This is a genomic window from Verrucosispora sp. WMMA2044, from assembly GCF_027497155.1.
GTDB classification, from domain to species: domain Bacteria; phylum Actinomycetota; class Actinomycetes; order Mycobacteriales; family Micromonosporaceae; genus Micromonospora; species Micromonospora palythoicola.
In genome coordinates this window covers 4,847,505-4,863,229 of the sequence record NZ_CP114913.1, presented here as the reverse complement: position 1 = coordinate 4,863,229, position 15,725 = coordinate 4,847,505, and the positions used below count along the sequence as shown (strand labels likewise).

The 15,725-nt window shown below is 68.1% G+C and carries 13 protein-coding genes and 2 pseudogenes; 12 read left to right on the top strand and 3 right to left on the bottom strand.

What is annotated here, in order from left to right; genetic code table 11:
- Positions 1–3 precede the first annotated feature (3 nt).
- On the bottom strand, positions 4–1,014 hold the full coding sequence (locus O3597_RS22105) for a sugar phosphate isomerase/epimerase family protein (RefSeq protein ID WP_281602268.1): 1,011 nt from the start codon (positions 1,012–1,014) through the stop codon (positions 4–6).
- Between the two features lie 538 nt (positions 1,015–1,552).
- On the opposite strand from O3597_RS22105, the pseudogene O3597_RS22100 reads away from it, so the two are divergent.
- The 11 genes and pseudogenes from O3597_RS22100 to O3597_RS22050 form a co-directional block, all read left to right on the top strand.
- A pseudogene (locus tag O3597_RS22100) lies at positions 1,553–1,915 on the top strand (cellulose binding domain-containing protein); the annotation flags it as partial.
- Positions 1,916–2,134: 219 nt separating this feature from the next.
- Positions 2,135–3,325: a nucleoside hydrolase-like domain-containing protein gene (locus O3597_RS22095; protein WP_281604612.1), complete on the top strand. Its 1,191-nt coding sequence runs from the start codon at positions 2,135–2,137 to the stop codon at positions 3,323–3,325.
- Positions 3,326–3,646: 321 nt separating this feature from the next.
- Positions 3,647–5,008, top strand: coding sequence for a cellulose binding domain-containing protein (locus O3597_RS22090; RefSeq protein WP_281602267.1), 1,362 nt, complete (start codon positions 3,647–3,649; stop codon positions 5,006–5,008).
- Between the two features lie 275 nt (positions 5,009–5,283).
- Positions 5,284–5,511 (top strand): hypothetical protein, encoded by a 228-nt coding sequence (locus O3597_RS22085; RefSeq protein ID WP_164446291.1) that lies wholly within the window; start codon positions 5,284–5,286, stop codon positions 5,509–5,511.
- Between the two features lie 210 nt (positions 5,512–5,721).
- The gene (locus O3597_RS22080; protein WP_164446755.1) at positions 5,722–7,461 is read left to right on the top strand and encodes a cellulose binding domain-containing protein; all 1,740 of its coding nucleotides are present in this window, start codon (positions 5,722–5,724) and stop codon (positions 7,459–7,461) included.
- A gap of 132 nt (positions 7,462–7,593) precedes the next feature.
- A complete protein-coding gene (locus tag O3597_RS22075; protein WP_348650304.1) occupies positions 7,594–9,027 on the top strand; it encodes a hypothetical protein in 1,434 nt (477 codons plus the stop codon).
- Positions 8,979–9,737 (top strand): annotated as a pseudogene (locus O3597_RS22070) (transporter associated domain-containing protein); the annotation flags it as partial. The gene O3597_RS22075 and the pseudogene O3597_RS22070, both read left to right, overlap by 49 nt.
- Before the next feature lie 258 nt (positions 9,738–9,995).
- Entirely contained in the window at positions 9,996–11,081 is a 1,086-nt protein-coding gene (locus tag O3597_RS22065) for a sporulation protein (RefSeq protein ID WP_281602266.1), read from the top strand.
- Between the two features lie 135 nt (positions 11,082–11,216).
- The gene (locus tag O3597_RS22060) at positions 11,217–11,489 is read left to right on the top strand and encodes a GlsB/YeaQ/YmgE family stress response membrane protein (RefSeq protein WP_164446287.1); all 273 of its coding nucleotides are present in this window, start codon (positions 11,217–11,219) and stop codon (positions 11,487–11,489) included.
- 141 nt (positions 11,490–11,630) lie between these two features.
- Positions 11,631–12,581 (top strand): cation diffusion facilitator family transporter, encoded by a 951-nt coding sequence (locus O3597_RS22055; protein WP_281602265.1) that lies wholly within the window; start codon positions 11,631–11,633, stop codon positions 12,579–12,581.
- A gap of 77 nt (positions 12,582–12,658) precedes the next feature.
- Positions 12,659–12,832, top strand: coding sequence for a CsbD family protein (locus O3597_RS22050; RefSeq protein WP_269739988.1), 174 nt, complete (start codon positions 12,659–12,661; stop codon positions 12,830–12,832).
- Here O3597_RS22050 and O3597_RS22045 read toward each other — a convergent pair.
- Positions 12,822–14,327 carry a hypothetical protein gene (locus tag O3597_RS22045; RefSeq protein ID WP_281602264.1) on the bottom strand — a complete coding sequence of 502 codons (1,506 nt, stop codon included), beginning with the start codon at positions 14,325–14,327 and terminating at the stop codon, positions 12,822–12,824. The two genes, O3597_RS22050 and O3597_RS22045, sit on opposite strands and share 11 nt — an antisense overlap.
- Before the next feature lie 61 nt (positions 14,328–14,388).
- Here O3597_RS22045 and O3597_RS22040 point away from each other — a divergent pair, with 61 nt between their 5' ends.
- Positions 14,389–14,700: a hypothetical protein gene (locus O3597_RS22040; RefSeq protein ID WP_281602263.1), complete on the top strand. Its 312-nt coding sequence runs from the start codon at positions 14,389–14,391 to the stop codon at positions 14,698–14,700.
- 128 nt (positions 14,701–14,828) lie between these two features.
- Here the strand turns inward: O3597_RS22040 and O3597_RS22035 are convergent, their stop codons facing one another.
- The gene (locus tag O3597_RS22035; RefSeq protein ID WP_281602262.1) at positions 14,829–15,632 is read right to left on the bottom strand and encodes a hypothetical protein; all 804 of its coding nucleotides are present in this window, start codon (positions 15,630–15,632) and stop codon (positions 14,829–14,831) included.
- Positions 15,633–15,725: the final 93 nt, after the last annotated feature.

The following is a 15,725-nucleotide window of genomic DNA, read 5'->3' as shown; positions in this document are numbered from 1 at the left end:
TCCTCAACCCTGGTACGGGCCGTACAGGGCGTTCTGGATGATCCGCTGCGCGGCGAGGGCGTCCTGAGACCGCTGGGCCGTCTGCAGCGCCTGCCGGTCGACGGCGCACACCGCGCGGTGGATGCGCTTCATCACCCGGATGCCGTCGGTGGCAGCCTGCACGCTGTCCTCCCGGAACGGGAACTGGTCCAACTGCCACACCCCCTGCCAGCCGGCCTCGACCAGGGCGTAGAAGAACTCGAACGTCTCGATCGGGTGCATCGACCCGACGACCATGTCGTCGTCCCACCCGCGGTAGTTGTCGTTGACGTCGATCGCGAACAGGCGACCACGCGAGATCGCCAACCGCGCGGCATCGGCCGGCGACTCCCCGCCATAGAGCGAGTGCCCGAAGTCCAACAGGATGCCGACGTTCGGCAGCCCGATCTCCTCGATCGCCAGCAGCGTGCGAGCCACGGAGGAGAACACCATCGCGTTACGCGGCTCCCGCGGCTTGTACTCGATCGCGAAGCGCAGGTCGGGGAAGGTGTCGGCCAGCTCGCGGACCGCGTCCACGGAGAACTTCCACAGCTGCCGGTGGTCGGCCTGGAACGGGTAGTCCCAGCCGTCCTGCCCGGGCCAGAGCTTGACGTAGTCGCAGCCGAGTTCCCGGGCCGCCTCGGCGCTCCGCGAGACCAGCTCGATCGCGGCTCGCCGCACGTCCGCGTCCGGGTTGGTGAACGCGCCGCGGCTGAACCGGCGGGTGTAGATCTCCGGAGTCACGGCTACCGCGCGCAGCCCGTTGCGCTGCAGCGCGCCGGCCACCTCCGCGACACTCAACCCGGCCGGATCGAACGGGAACGTCAGGTCCACCACCGACAGGTCCTCGACCTTGCCAGCCAGATCGATCGCCTCCAGCGTGTTGACTGGCGGGCCGTACCCGTCGGTCGCGTACCTGTCCACATACCGGCCGAAGTGCCAGATGCCCGCGCCGAAGACCGGCGCTTGCATATCTATTCGAACGTGATCCGACATGATGAAAGCGTAGAGCGATCGAAACTCCTGTGTCAATGTCCAAAGCTTGAGAGGCATCCCTTTCAGCGGGCCTCAACCGCCTTCAAGCCCTCGGCGCCGGCCGCAGCGCACCGACCCCGCCCGCCTGCCCAAGCCAGCCGACCGTCTGAGGCGCAAGGTCGGCCATGCCGCCGACGCGCGCCCGCCCCGGTGGAAGGGGATCCCTGTCGCAGGTCCCGCCGCGTCAGCTCTTCCTGCCGGGGCCCGAGCGCCCCAACCAATCAGCAGTGCTGAGTATCTATTCGGTACGGAATTTCTGGCTACCGACCTCACTCTCGACTACGATGAGCATCGATGCGCTCCGGTGGAGCCGGCAGCCCAAGTAGTCCGCGGCCGAGGGCAACGGTCCGCAATCAGCCAGCCTTGATCGCCCGAAGCGAAGCGAAGGTACGCGGTAGCGCACACCGCCCTGCCGCTGGCCGTCGATCGGCACCAACGCTTCCCGCTACGAGATTCGTCATCACCTGTACTGCAGGGATGGCAGTGAGGAAGCCAGCTCATGCCTACACACACCGGAACTGCTCCATCACGGCTCCGCCGTGGAACTGTCGCAGCCATCGCAGTCGCCGTCACCGCCACCGGCGCCCTGGCAGTCGCCGGCAGGGCCGACGCCGCCGCCGGGTGCCGCGTCACCTACTCAGTCACCAGTCAGTGGCCCGGCGGGTTCGGCGCCACGATCGATGTCACCAACCTGGGCGCCCCCCTGTCCGAGTGGACCTTGAAGTTCTCCTTCAGCGCGGGGCAGACCGTCACCCAACTCTGGAACGGCGTCGTCAACCAGTCCGGCAGCAACGTGACCGTCATCAACGCGGAGTACAACGGGAATCTTGGTACCAACGCGACGGTGACGCCCGGCTTCAACGGCAGTTGGACTGGCAGCAATCCGGCCCCCACCGCGTTCACCCTCAACGGCACCGCCTGTACCGGATCCACCACCCCCACCACCGCACCTCCGACCACCGCACCTCCGACCACCGCACCTCCGACCACCCCGCCGCCGACCGGCGACTCCACGAAAGCGCGGGTCATCGCCATGACCGACGGCGAGGTCGACGACCGCAGCACCATGATCAGATTCTTGATGTACGCGTCGGACTTCGACATCGCGGGCATCGTGCAGACGAACTCCAAGTACCAGAAGAGTGGCCACAGCCGCGACAAGTGGGTCGAGGCACAGCTCACCAAGTACGCGGAGATCCTGCCGAACCTACGGCGGCACAACCCCAACTATCCGGATGCGAGCCAGCTGCAGAGTGTGCTCCGGGTGGGCAATGAGAACAGCAACGACCTCAACGTCGCACCACCCAGCATGGCCACGAAGAACACTCCCGGTGAGCAACTGATCATCAACGTCCTGCTGGACAGTGATCCCCGCCCGGTTCATGTCATGGCCTGGGGAGGAGCGAACACGCTCGCCTCGGCGCTGTGGCGGCTGCGCACCTCGTACTCGTCGGCGGACTTCAACCGAGCGGTCGCCAAGGTGCGCATCTACTGCATCTGGTATCAGGACGGCGGCGGTCAGTGGATCGAGGACAACGTCCGCGAGGCGTACATCAACGAGGCCTACCGCTGGGACAACGTCTGGGACTACCAGAGCCTCTCGGGTCCCAGTCCGGACTACGTCAAGGCCTACATGACGAGCTCGTGGCTGAACACGAACGTCAAGAGCGGCCACGGCCCCCTCGGGTCCATGTATCCCCAGAGCTTCGTCAGCGAAGGTGACACCCCCTCGTTCCTTCACGAGATCGCCAACGGCCTGAATGCCCACGAGGACTACACGCTCGGCGGTTGGGGCGGCCGCTCGGCGTACGATGACCCAGGCAACAAACCCCGCCACCTCACGGACACGACCATCTCCGACGACGGGGACCGCAACAAGATGTACTGGAGGTGGATCCCGGCCGTGCAGAACGACTTCGCGGCACGCATGGACTGGGCCGTGTCCTCGTCGTACAACGGCGCCAACCACCAGCCGAAGGCAGAGGTGGTCGGCGCATCGCGCCGAGACGTGTCACCCGGCCAGGTGATCTCGCTTGACGCCTCTCCGTCCACCGATCCCGACGGAAACGTCCTCACCTACCGCTGGTGGCAGTACGGCGACGCCGACTCCGTCGCCGCCAAGGTGTCCATCAACAACGCCACCTCACAGAATGCCGCCAATTTCGTGGTGCCCAACGAGCCGGGCAAGCAGGTACACATCATCCTGGAAGTGGCGGACAACGGGACCCCCAATCTCACCTCGTACCGGAGATTGATCTTCACGATCCGTTGACGCATGGTCGGGCAGGGAATCCGTCCCGGCCCGGGCCGCTCGTGGCATCGAGTCCGGACTGGCCGGTCCGGTCGCTGTTCCTGCGGCGCCGCGCGCGAGCTGCACCCGTAGCGAATAAATATTCATCGACGTCTGGTGATTTACGCACTTCTATAGGCATGGTTCTATGGGGAAGCGCTTGCCGGAGCCACATCGCCAGCTCACCACTCTGGCGAGGGCTACGCATGCCGTACCAGTCGACCCACCGGCGCCACAGGGCAGGGCGCCGTCGACGGTGGACGGCAGCCCGAGCCCCGTCCCGCCTTCTCGAAGGGATCCACCATGCTCGCAACACGGCGCGCCACGCTGCTCGCCACCGCCACCGCCACCGCCACCGTCACTGCTGGCGCGGCGCTGTTCGTCGGCGGGGTGCTCACCGCCGGCACCGCCAACGCCGCAGCCGGCTGCCAGGTCAACTATTCGGTCGACGGACAGTGGTCGGGCGGATTCACCAGCAACATCACCATCACCAACCTCGGCGACCCTGTCTCGTCCTGGAACCTGCGCTGGTCCTACAGCGCCGGGCAGCAGGTGAGCTCGGCCTGGAACGCGACCGTGACCCAGAACGGCAGCCAGGTCACCGCCACCAATCTCAGCTACAACGGGAACATCGGCACCGGCGGCACCGCGTCGTTCGGCTTCAACGGCACCTGGAACAACTCCAGCAACCCGGCACCGAACAGCTTCACGCTGAACGGGGTCGCCTGCACCGGCGGCACGGCCCCCACCACGGCGCCGCCCACCACGGTGCCGCCCACCACCCCGCCGCCCACCGGCGGCCCGCCGCAGACCGGCCTCGTCGGCTGGGCCACCCAGAATGGCGGCACCACCGGCGGCGGCAACGCCAGCACCACCACTGTCACCAGTTCCTCGGCGCTGAGCAGCGCCCTGGGATCCAGTAGCGCGTCGGTGATCCGGGTTTCCGGCAACATCTCCTGCTCCGGAATGCTGTCGGTCAAGTCCAACAAGACCATCCTCGGCAACTCCGGGGCGACCATCACCGGTTGCGGTTTCAACATCAGTAACGAGAACAACGTCATCATCCGGAACCTGACGTTCCGGAACTGGGGCGATGACGCGATCAACGTGCAGGAGTCGGCCAAGAACATCTGGATCGACCACAACACCTTCGACCACGGCTACGACGGTGCCGTGGACATCAAGCGGGGCTCGGACTTCATCACGGTGTCCTGGAACCGGGTAATGAACCACAACAAGTCGATGCTGCTCGGACACAGTGACGGCAACGCCAGCCAGGACGTCGGTCACCTGCGGGTCACCTACCACCACAACTGGTTCGACGCCACCACGCAGCGTCACCCGCGGGTCCGCTTCGGCAACCCTGTGCACGTGTACAACAACTACTACTACAAGAACAGCGGCTACGGAGTGGCTTCCACCATGAACGCCGGTGTGCTCGTCGAGGGCAACTACTTCGACGGCGTCAGCGACCCGTTCCACCGTGGTGAAGGGTCTTCCGGGGCGGGTAGCCTGGTCGCCCGGAACAACCACTTCGTCGGGTCAGGCAGTGGGCAGGCCGGGGGTAGCGTCAACAGCATCCCGTACTCGTACACCCTGGATGCCGCCAGCAGCGTGAAGTCGATCGTGACGGGCGGTGCCGGCGCCGGCCGAATCAACCCCTGACGTTCGATCGGACCGTCCGCGACGCACCTCCTCGTCACGGTAGCGGACGGTGCTCGGCTGAACCTGGCCGAGCACCGTCCGCGGACGACCGCAGAGGTCTACCACTCGCTACTGGAACAGGGCGCTGACGGGGCAGCGGACGGTGCTCATACTTCTCCCGCTGCCCGTCTGTGGTGCGGCTTCGGCAGCAGTGGCTCGATCAGGGCCCACTGGACGTTGGCGAGCGGCTGCGGACGAGGTCTGCGGCAACAGCAGTGCCTTCCGCGTGCACTTGCGTGAGCATCAGCTCGACCATGTCCTGGCCGTGTCCCGCAGCCACCTGGTATCGATCGATGGTGGTGGCACCCACCTGCGCGCTGACCAAGTCGCGGCTGACCCTGCCGGCCTCGTCGCAGCACCGCAGCGCCGGAACCAAGGGGCCGCGCTTCTGCCCCGCCAATCCCGAACGACGGCTGCCGTACTGGCTATTCAGTATCGAGTCTTCTCTCGGCAGGCTGATATGATGGCTGTCTATACGGCCTGCGGGAGCCGGCAGAGTTGATCATCGGCGCCGAGGGCAACGGCGACGAACCAGAGCCAGACATTCCTGATCACCTATAGCTGGGGGTCGGCAGTGGGCGTCTGACCGTTTGTCGGACCGGATCCTGCGAGTCGCCTCCGGCTATCCGATGCTGCCGCCCACCAAAACGCAGCGGCAGCAGAGAGGAAGCCTGATGAGGCTCGCCCACCGCCGTACCGTCCCACCGTCACGCCTACGCTACGGAGCTATCGCTGCCACTGCCCTCGTTGTCGCGTCCACCGCGGTTGTCACGGGTGCGACCGGGGTCAGCGCCGCGGCCGGATGCCGTGTCGACTACACCGTCACCAGTCAGTGGTCGGGTGGCTTCGGCGCCAACGTCGCCATCACCAACCTCGGCGACCCACTGTCGAGCTGGACACTGACCTGGTCCTACGGCGCCAGCCAGAGCATCACCCAGGCATGGAACGCCACCGTGACTCAGAACGGCGCGGCCGTCACCGCGAAGAACGTCAGCTACAACGGCTCGATCCCGACTGGCGGCACCACCTCGTTCGGTTTCAACGGCACCTGGACCAGCAGCAACCCCCTCCCGACCAGCTTTGCGCTCAACGGGGTCACCTGCACCGGCGGCATCACCCCCACCAGCCCTCCGACGTCCACGCCGACGCCGACGTCGTCACCGTCTACTCCGCCGCCGAGCGGGCCGGCGGACATCACAGTGAACACCGCCACGAAGTACCAGACCGTGGACGGGTTCGGTGCCGCGACGTGGATCTGGGGTAACAGCACGTGGTCGACGGCTGAGACCCAGACCTTGGTCGGAATGGGCCCCAACCAGTTCGGCCTCTCCATCCTGCGGACCGGCATCTCACCGGTTTCCAGCGAGTGGTCCACCCACGTGAACGTCCTGAAGACGGCGGAGTCGTACGGGTCGAACGTGAAGTTCCTCGCGTCGCCGTGGACCGCGCCTGCGGCGTGGAAAACGAACAACAGCCGGACCAACGGCGGCAAGCTGCGTACCGACTACTACGACGACTACGCGAGCCATCTGAACAGCTACGTTCAGTACATGCGCAACCAAGGCGTGACGATCGACGTCACCTCGGTGCAGAACGAGCCGGACTGGCACCCGGACTACGACTCGATGGACTGGAACGGCACTGAGCTGCGCAACTTCGTCCGCGACCACGGCGCAAGGGTGCAGAACACCAAGCTGATGGTCGCCGAAGCGGTGAACATGAACTACACCTACACCGACCCGACCCTCAACGACACCGCCGCCCGGAACAACATCGGCTACATCGGCGGCCACCTTTACGGCCTGGAGAGCCAAGGTCGCATGCGGTCCTACCCGCTGGCTGAGCAGCACAACAAGCCAGTGTGGATGACCGAATGGAACCACCACGAGGCCGATGGCAGCGGCTCCAACATCTGGGGCAACCCCAGCAACAAGGCGGTCTGGGACGAAACGCTCGACGACATCATGCGTACCGTGCACCGGTTGATGGAGGCCAACTGGAATGCCTACATCTGGTGGTATGGCAAGCGTTTCTACTCTTTTATCGGCGACGGCGAGTCCGCCTACGGCACCACCGCGGGTGCTCCGCTCAAGCGCGGTTACGCCTTTTCGCAATACTCGAAGTACGTCCGCCCCGGCTACCAGAGGGTCGCCCTGACCAAGAGCGGCAAGGCGTCGCCGCTGGAGGTCACCGCCTACTCCGGCGACGGCAAGGTCACACTGGTGATCCTCAACCGGTCGAACAGCGCGGTGAACAACGCCGTCATCCAGGCCCCGCAGAACGTCACTAAGGCCGAGTACACCGCCACCTCACAAAACGCGAGCGCGGCCAGCCAACCGGCCAGCGTGAACGGCAACCGAGTCTCCGTCAACGTCGGCGCACGCAGCATCTCCACCGTCGTACTCACCCTCTGAAAGCCCTCACTGGGCTCATCCCATCCTCGTCGGGCGTGCAGGTGCAGCCGATCAGCCGTAGCTGCATGCCCGACCGCACCCTGCCGGACGCGTTGGTGCAGAGCTACACCTGGCGTGACAAGCACCGGATGAGTGGCACGAAGCTCACCAGCGGCGCCGCTGACCCGGGTGGCGCACTCGTCCGGCAGCACGACGCTGGTCAGTCAGGACGTCACCCGAAACCTGGCCGGCGCGCCGGACACGGTGACCACCACCCGGGGCGGGAGCACATCTCGGGCGATCTACTCCTACGACGACATCGGCCAGGTCACCCGGGTGTGCCGGCCGGCTGCGGGAACGACCTGCGCCGCGACCGATCAGCAGACCAGCTACGGGTACGACCACAACGGCAACCGCAAGAGCAAGGTCACGACGCAGTCCGGTAGTACCAGCACCACCACCTACGGCTACGACGACGATGACCGGCCGACCGGCCGGACCGTCAATGGGGCGACCACGACCCTGACGTACAACGCCAACGGCGCGCTGGCGACCGAGGCAGGGCCAGGCGGCACCACGACCTATGGGTACGGGCTCGACGCCAACCTGCGACGGGTCCAACCGCCGACCGGGCCCGTCGTCGGTTACGACTACGACGGGGACGGCAACCGGATCGGCCGGACCGTCAACGCCTCCACCGACGCCACCTGGACGGTCGACACCCTCGGCCTGCCCACCCGGGTGGAGGAGAAGAACGGTGCGGGCACGCTGACCCACAAGTGGTGGGAAGAGCCACAGGGGCAACTGGGCAGCGCCATCGCCGACACCGTCGCGGCCACTCCGGCCTGGCTGCTGGACGACTACCAGGGCTCGGTGACGGACCTGGCCAACGCCACCGCCTTGACCGGTAGCGCCACCAGCGACCCGTTCGGTGAGGTCGTGACCAGCAGCGGCACGTACGTCAACAACCCGCTGCGGTTCCACGGGCAGCATCTCGACCCAGAAGAACGGACTCTACGACGTGCGGGCTCGCGCCTACGACGCGGGCAACGGTCGGTTCACCACCCCGGACCCGGTGCCGCAGGCGCTGGGGACCTCGTTCACCCAGACCTACCACTACGGGTACAACCGGCCGACGGTACTGAGCGATCCGACGGGGCAGTGCGCGAGCGTCTGTACGGCGATCATCGGTGGCATCGTCGGTGGGCCGGGGGTGGCGTGGACTGCTGGCTCAGCGGCGACGACCGCAACACCTGCATCAAGAAGGTGGTCGTCGGCGCGGCGGCCGGTGCGCTGACGGGTGCCACGATGGGCATGGCCGGGGGTGCCGGCACCGGCTTGTACGGCGGACTGGCCGCCGGCTCCCAGTCGGGCGTGCGGCAGGTCGCCTCCTGCGATCGTCGGTGGCTCCGGAAGCGCGCTGTATGGCTCCGGAGTGGCGGCCTGGACGGGGCCAGCCGTACAGCTACGGCAACGCCGGTCAGGACTTCCTCTGGGGAGCGGCGTTCGGCGGCGTGGGCGGCTACCCGGGTAGTCCTGGGTCGGCGGCGGAGCCGGTGTCGATCGTGCTGGTCACCATCGTGTTGACCTTCGTGACCCTGGTGCTGGGCGAGTTGGCGCCGAAGCGGATTGCGATGCAGCGCGCCGAGGGCTGGGCGCTGCTGGTAGCCCGCCCGCTGGACGCCTTGTCGGCGTCGGGGCAGACCCGGGCCCCGGTCGTGGGCCGCGGCGGCCTGGACGACACCGTCGGCGTGGTGCACCTGCGTGACCTGCTCGACCAGGCCGGCCCGGTGGCCGAGCACGCCAGCCCCGCGGTCTATCTGCCGGAGACGTTGAAGGTGACCGAGGCGATCCGAGAGCTGCGCGCACAGCGGCAGCAGTTCGCCCTCGTCGTGGACGAGCGGGGCTCCATCGACGGCATCGTCACGATGAAGGACCTGGTCGAGGAGATCGTCGGGGAGATCTACGACGAGACCGACCGGGATGTGCAGGCCGTTGTGCGGGAGGCCGACGGGGCGCTGCTGATGGCCTGTGGTTTCCCGTTGCACGACCTGACCGATGTCGGCATCGACCTTGACGAGGACACCCTTGAGGCAGGTGACTACACAACAGTGGCGGGCCTGGTCCTGGCCCACCTCGGCCACATCCCGAAGACGGCCGGCGAAAGAATCGAACTGCCGGGCCTGACCGCCGAGGTCGCCGAGGTGACCGGGCGGGCCATCACCCGAGTTCGCCTTCGCACGCCGCCGACCCGCGCCAACGGACACCAGGACGGCGAGGACGAGCCGAGTTCCTGACGGGCCGATGACCGACGGGCGCGTGACGTGCGGTGGCGGCCTCTATCGCTGGCCGAGGTAATTGCTCGACACCCGCGCGGCACTACCTGAGAGTAACTGTACGGATACATCCAGCTACTTCTCAGGTGTCCTTGATAGGTTCCCGACGCAACGGCTTCCATTATGGACGCCGTTGATCTCATTGCGGCACAAGGGTTGCGTGTGGAACTTCCACCGGAACTGGATGTCGTGCGTTGGCTGTCGTCGAGGGAGAGGTTCGTGGTGTTCAAGAAGATGCTGGGCGCGTTCGGGGTGGGCGGCCCCAGCGTCGATACCGTCCTGTCCAATCCGAGCACCCGCCCGGGGTTGATGCTGGCCGGTCAGGTGAACCTGACCGGCGGCAGCCACGACGTGGAGATCGACCACATCACCGTCGGCCTGGTCACCCGGGTCGAGGTCGACGGCGCGGAGGAGGGGTACGACGCCCTCGTCGAGTTCCACCGCGTGCAGGTCGCCGGCGGCCTGCACCTGCGTGAGGGCCAGCAGTTGTCGCTGCCGTTGCAGGTGGCGGTGCCGTGGGAGACCCCGGTGACCGACCTGTACGGGCAGCACCTGCACGGCATGACCATGGGCCTGCGCACCGAGGTGGCCATCCGCGGCGCGGTCGACAAGGGCGACCTCGACCCGGTGTACGTGCACCCGCTGCCGGTGCAGGAACGCATCCTGGAGGCCTTCGGCCGGCTCGGCTTCCAGTTCAAGGGCGCCGACCTGGAACGCGGGCACATCGCCGGGTTGCACCAGAACCTGCCGTTCTACCAGGAGATCGAGTACTACGCCGCCCCCCAGTACGCCCACGCCGTCAACGAGGTCGAGCTGACCTTCGTCGCCAACGAGCACCGCGTCGACGTCGTCCTCGAGTTCGACAAGCGCGGCGGCCTGTTCACCGGCGGACACGACTCCTACGGCCGCTACCACGCCGCACACGCCGACGCCGACCGCATCGACTGGGCCGCGCAGGTCGACGGCTGGGTCCGCCAGGCCCTCGACAGCTACCAGAGCACCCACGCCGGCCACGGATACGCCCCGCCCGCCCAGGGCTACGGCACGCCCGGCTACCCGCCACCGCCTCCGCCGCCCGGCTACGGGCAGCCCGCCTACGGCGCCCCCGGCTACGGGCACGCCGGGTACGGCCACCCCGGAGGGCACCACAAGGACGAGCACCACCACGAGCGGCACGGTGGCCCCGGCATGGGTGCCGTCGCCGCCGGCGTGGTCGGTGGCGCCGCGCTCGGCTTCGCCGGCGGCATGATCGCCGACGAGGTCTTCGACTTCGGCGACGACGAGGGGGGTGACGAGGAGGACTGACCTCCGAGCCCTTGGACTGGCCGGCGCCGGCACGGTCAGGCAGTGCCTGGGCGCCAGGGCGTCGGGCTGGTTTCGCCGTTCGGCGGGCGGGGCAATGATCGGGCCGACGACAACCCCTCTGGAGGGACGGCTCTCGTGGAAGTTACCGGCATCCTCACGGCCATCATCATCGGTCTGGTCATCGGCGCGCTGGGCCGGTTGGTCGTACCCGGCAAGCAGAACATCCCGATCTGGCTCACCCTCGTCATCGGTGTGGTCGCCGCGATCCTCGGCACGTTCGTCGCCGGGGCGATGGGTGTGTCCGACACCAAGGGCATCGACTGGATCGAGCTGCTGATCCAGGTGATCTTCGCCGCGATCGGTGTCGCGATCGCCGCCGGCGCCTACGGCCGCCGCCGCGTCCACTGACCCTCGCACCGCCCGTCCCGCCGGCCCAGCCCTTCGGGGCGGGCCGGCGGCGTGCTGTCCGGTACCTGTGGCAGCTGCGGACCGCCACGCCGCTGGCACACTGGCCACCCACACCGAGACGTCCACGAGGGGAAATAACTGATGGCAGCGGAGGGCAGCACCAAGGCCGTCGTGACGGCGCTGGCCGCGAACCTGGGTATCGCGGTGAGCAAGTTCGTCGCCGCGGGCATCACCGGATCGGCGTCGATGCTCGCCGAGGGCGTGCACTCGGTCGCGGACTCCACGAACCAGGCGCTGCTGCTCGTCGGCGGCAAACGCGCCCGCCGCGCCCCCTCGACCCTGCACCCCTTCGGGTACGCACGGGAACGCTACATCTACGCGTTTCTCGTCGCGATCATCCTGTTCACCCTCGGCGGCCTCTACGCCCTGTACGAGAGCTACCACAAGATCACCCACCCGCAGGAGCTGACCTCACCCCTGGTCGCCGTGGTCGTCCTGCTCATCGCGATGGGCCTGGAAGGCTACGCGCTGCGCACGGCGGTGAAGGAGGCCAACCGGACCCGAGGCGGAGGCGGCTGGGTCTCCTTCGTCCGCCGCGCCCGCGCCCCCGAACTTCCGGTCATCCTGTTGGAGGACGCCGGCGCGCTGCTCGGCCTGGTCCTCGCGCTGCTCGGCGTGGGCCTGAGCGTGCTCACCGGCAACGGCATCTTCGACGGCATCGCCACCGGCTGCATCGGCATCCTGCTGGTCACCATCGCCGTCATCCTCGCCACCGAAATCAAGAGCCTGCTCATCGGCGAGGCGGCACTGCCGGAAGAGGTCACCGCGATCCACACCGCCCTGCTGTCCTCCCCCGGGGTGGACCGGGTCATCCACCTGCGCACCATGCACCTCGGCCCGGAGGAACTCCTCGTCGCGGCGAAGATCGCCGCCGCCGCCGCCGACGACGGCGCCACCATCGCCGCGACCATCGACGACGCCGAGGCCCGACTGCGCCGGGCGCTGCCGACCGCCAAGGTCGTCTACCTCGAACCCGACATCGACCGGCAGCCCACGCCTACCGGCGCCGCCGCGAACGGACTCGGCCACTGAGCGTCGACAGGTGGTTGGACTTCCTCCCTCGGGGTACTGCTTTTGATGTAGCGCCACCACGAGACGCGGGAGGCACGATGGGTATCGACGACAAGATCAGCAACGCCTCCGAAGAGGCCGCCGGCAAGGTCAAGGAAGGCGCCGGCCGGGCCACCGACGACGAGCGCCTCGAAGCCGAGGGCCGCGGCGACCAGGCCAGCGCCAACGTCAAGCAGGCCGGCGAGAAGATTAAGGACGCCTTCAAGAGCTGACCCGCACCGCGCAGGGCGCGGCAAGGGTGAGATGACAGACAACGGCCACGGCGGCATCCCCGTCGTGGCTGTTGTCTGTGTCAGCCGGCCTGTCGTCCGGGGCGCGGCTGGCGGTTACCGGTCGACTGCCGGCATCGTCGCCACCGGCAGGGCGATGTCGTCCCCGGCCTTGCGGGCCCACCTGCCGGCGGCGACCGCGTAGCCGACCGCGAGGCAGCCGTAGCCGGCCGCGGCGACACCGAGCAGCAGCGGTGAGCGCCCGTCGTCCGGGATGAACCGGGCTGCGGCCACCATGCCGAGCACGTAGGCGAGGTTGAACGCCGTGTCGTTCACGGCGAACAGCCGCCCCCGAAAGGTGTCGGCGCACTCGTGCTGCACCATCGTGTCCACCACGATCTTGATGCCGTGCCCGGCGACGTTGACCACCAACACGACGACGATCAGCAGCAGCGGGTCGAACGGCGACCCGAACACCGGCAACGCCACCGCGACCGCCGCGAGCAACCCGGCCACCCACCGCCACCCGCCGACCTGGCGGGCCGCCGTCGGGGGTCGCCGCCGCCGCTAGCAGCACCCCGGCCGCGCCCGCGGCGAATACCAGACCCAGCTGCGCCGGTACGCCGTCGAGGTCGTCGCCGGCGAACCGGTTGCGGTAGAGCAGCAGCATCGCCAGCGCCAGGAGCCCGAACAGCAGCCGGAACCCCGCCTGCGCACCGATCGCGTACGCGGCGCCGCGCGCCCGTCCCAGGTGCCGCACCCCGTCGACCATGCCCCGCACCACCACCGCCGCCGCCTCCCCGGCGACACCGGGCCGGTGCGGCAGAGCCTCGTCGGGGCCCAACTCGTCGCGGGCGAAGCGGAACCGGGCCAACACTGCGGAGATCAGGTAGCCGACCGGCGCGAGCAGCGCGATGGCGGCGTAACCGGCGTCACCGCCGGTGAAGAAGATCCACACGTGGGCGCCGCGGCCTGACTGGGAGATCTCCAACGCGGCCGGCACCGCGCTGGCCCGTGCCGCCTTCACGTAGGCGAGGGCGTCGAGCATCGCCGTGGGCCCGTCGAAGTCGGCCACGACGAAGTGGCAGGTGTTGCCGGGCATCAGTGGGTACAGGCCCATGAACACGTCGCCGACCAGATGTGCCGCGACGACCTCCGTCGTACGGGGCAGGTAGGTGGCACCCCGCCGGTCGATACCCTTACGCCAACCGCCGGCGACCGCGGGCATCCACCCGGCTGCGCCGGTACGGGCGTTGTCCCACCGCACGGCGTACACGTCGGCCCGGGCTCGGAACCGGTCGGCGAACAACGCCAGCTTGTCCCGGGTCGGCGAAGCCATGGTGACCAACCCTGGCGGCGCAACCGGCGCGGACAACTGCTCCGGTGCCGCAGTCGTGTCCTGGCCGCGCAGCTCCAGCAGGCGCGCCAGCCGGGCGTTCTCCGCCCGTAACCGCTCCACCTCCCGCCGAAGATCGACGAACTCGGCCACCGAACCCATGCCGACCATCCTCGCGCATCAGGCTCCGAACACCCCGACAGCGGTCCGCTATCCTCCGCCGATGGCATCGAAGGGCAGCGCCGCACTGGAGGCGATGATCGAGGAAGCCACCATCGAAGCGTACGGAGACGACGAACAGCTCACCGGCCTGTTCACCATGATCGAGGAGCATCTGACGGTGCCGTTCACCACCACCGTCCTCGGCGTCGAGGTCACCGTGCGCAAGATCGACCTGACCGCGGACACCATCGTCGCGGTCTGCGCCCGAGGCCACCACCGGCAGCGAATCGACCTACTCGACCTGCCGCTACCCACCCCCGCGCCCGACGGCGCCGCGTGGATCGACGCCTACCGGCACTGGGCCGGAAGGTAGGCCACGATGAGCGAGTACCAGTACTACGAGTTCACCGCCGTCGACCGACCCCTCACTGCTCGGGAGCGGGCCGAGCTGCGGTCGCTGTCGACCCGGGCCGACATCACCGCCACCAGCCTCGTCAACACCTACGAGTGGGGCAACTTCAAGGGCGACCCGCGCAAGCTGATGGAACGGTACTTCGACGCACACCCGTACCTGGCCAACTGGGGCACCCGCCAGCTCATGCTTCGACTACCGATACACCTGCTCGACCCCGCAACCGTCGCCCAGTACTGCCAGAGTGACAGCGCATCCGCGTGGACCGCCGGCAAGCACGTCATCGTCGACCTCCACGACGAGGACGAGGACGGCACCGACGAGTGGGACCTCGACGGCCACTGCTGGAGCAGATCGCCCGTCAGGCGCCGCTGATCGAGGACGTAGCCGGCGGCGGCCAGCCCGGTGTAGCAGATCCAGTTGTGGTTCTGCCAGTAGCTCGACGACCACCAGGTTCCCTCGGTCTGCACCGCGAAGTCGTACATCCGCTCGCCCTGGAGCAGCAGCTTGGCGCGCAGCGCGTCGGCTTCGTCGCCGGGCAGGTCGTCGCGGAGCCAGGAGTACGCCAGGGACAGCCCGTGCAGCAGCCATCCGGCGTCGAGGTCGTGGTCGGGCAGCTTCGCCTTTCCCCAGTGGGGGAATGCCACGGCGGTGCTGATCCATCGTCGGGCCTCGGCCAGGTAGCCGGGCTGTCGGGTGAGGCGGTAGGCCAGGGCGAGGTTCATCGCGGCCGGACCGAAGTAGGTGATGCTGGCGGTCGGATGCTCGGTGGGCGGGCTCTGTCCGCGGTACCAGTCGCACTGCTCGTACAGTCGCCGCCACTGGGCGGTGTGGGTGGTGGTGAGCGCGGCCCGCAGCTCGTCGAGCCGATCACCGATCAGCAGGGGTTGCATCAGAGGGCGTATTCGAGGCATTCGGCGGCCTCGTGCCGGATGCCGGAGAGCTGCCGGACGTCGCGGTCGACGAGCGCCTGGACGTAGGCGTCG

What these genes read in the sequence shown, in the direction of transcription:
- O3597_RS22040 (WP_281602263.1), top strand. Translation starts at nt 14,389, where the DNA reads ATGGCATCGAAGGGCAGCGCCGCACTGGAGGCGATGATCGAGGAAGCC.
- O3597_RS22035 (WP_281602262.1), bottom strand. Translation starts at nt 15,632, where the DNA reads ATGCAACCCCTGCTGATCGGTGATCGGCTCGACGAGCTGCGGGCCGCG.
- O3597_RS22050 (WP_269739988.1), top strand. Translation starts at nt 12,659, where the DNA reads ATGGGTATCGACGACAAGATCAGCAACGCCTCCGAAGAGGCCGCCGGC.
- O3597_RS22055 (WP_281602265.1), top strand. Translation starts at nt 11,631, where the DNA reads ATGGCAGCGGAGGGCAGCACCAAGGCCGTCGTGACGGCGCTGGCCGCG.
- O3597_RS22105 (WP_281602268.1), bottom strand. Translation starts at nt 1,014, where the DNA reads ATGTCGGATCACGTTCGAATAGATATGCAAGCGCCGGTCTTCGGCGCG.
- O3597_RS22095 (WP_281604612.1), top strand. Translation starts at nt 2,135, where the DNA reads ATGTACGCGTCGGACTTCGACATCGCGGGCATCGTGCAGACGAACTCC.
- O3597_RS22090 (WP_281602267.1), top strand. Translation starts at nt 3,647, where the DNA reads ATGCTCGCAACACGGCGCGCCACGCTGCTCGCCACCGCCACCGCCACC.
- O3597_RS22045 (WP_281602264.1), bottom strand. Translation starts at nt 14,327, where the DNA reads ATGGGTTCGGTGGCCGAGTTCGTCGATCTTCGGCGGGAGGTGGAGCGG.
- O3597_RS22080 (WP_164446755.1), top strand. Translation starts at nt 5,722, where the DNA reads ATGAGGCTCGCCCACCGCCGTACCGTCCCACCGTCACGCCTACGCTAC.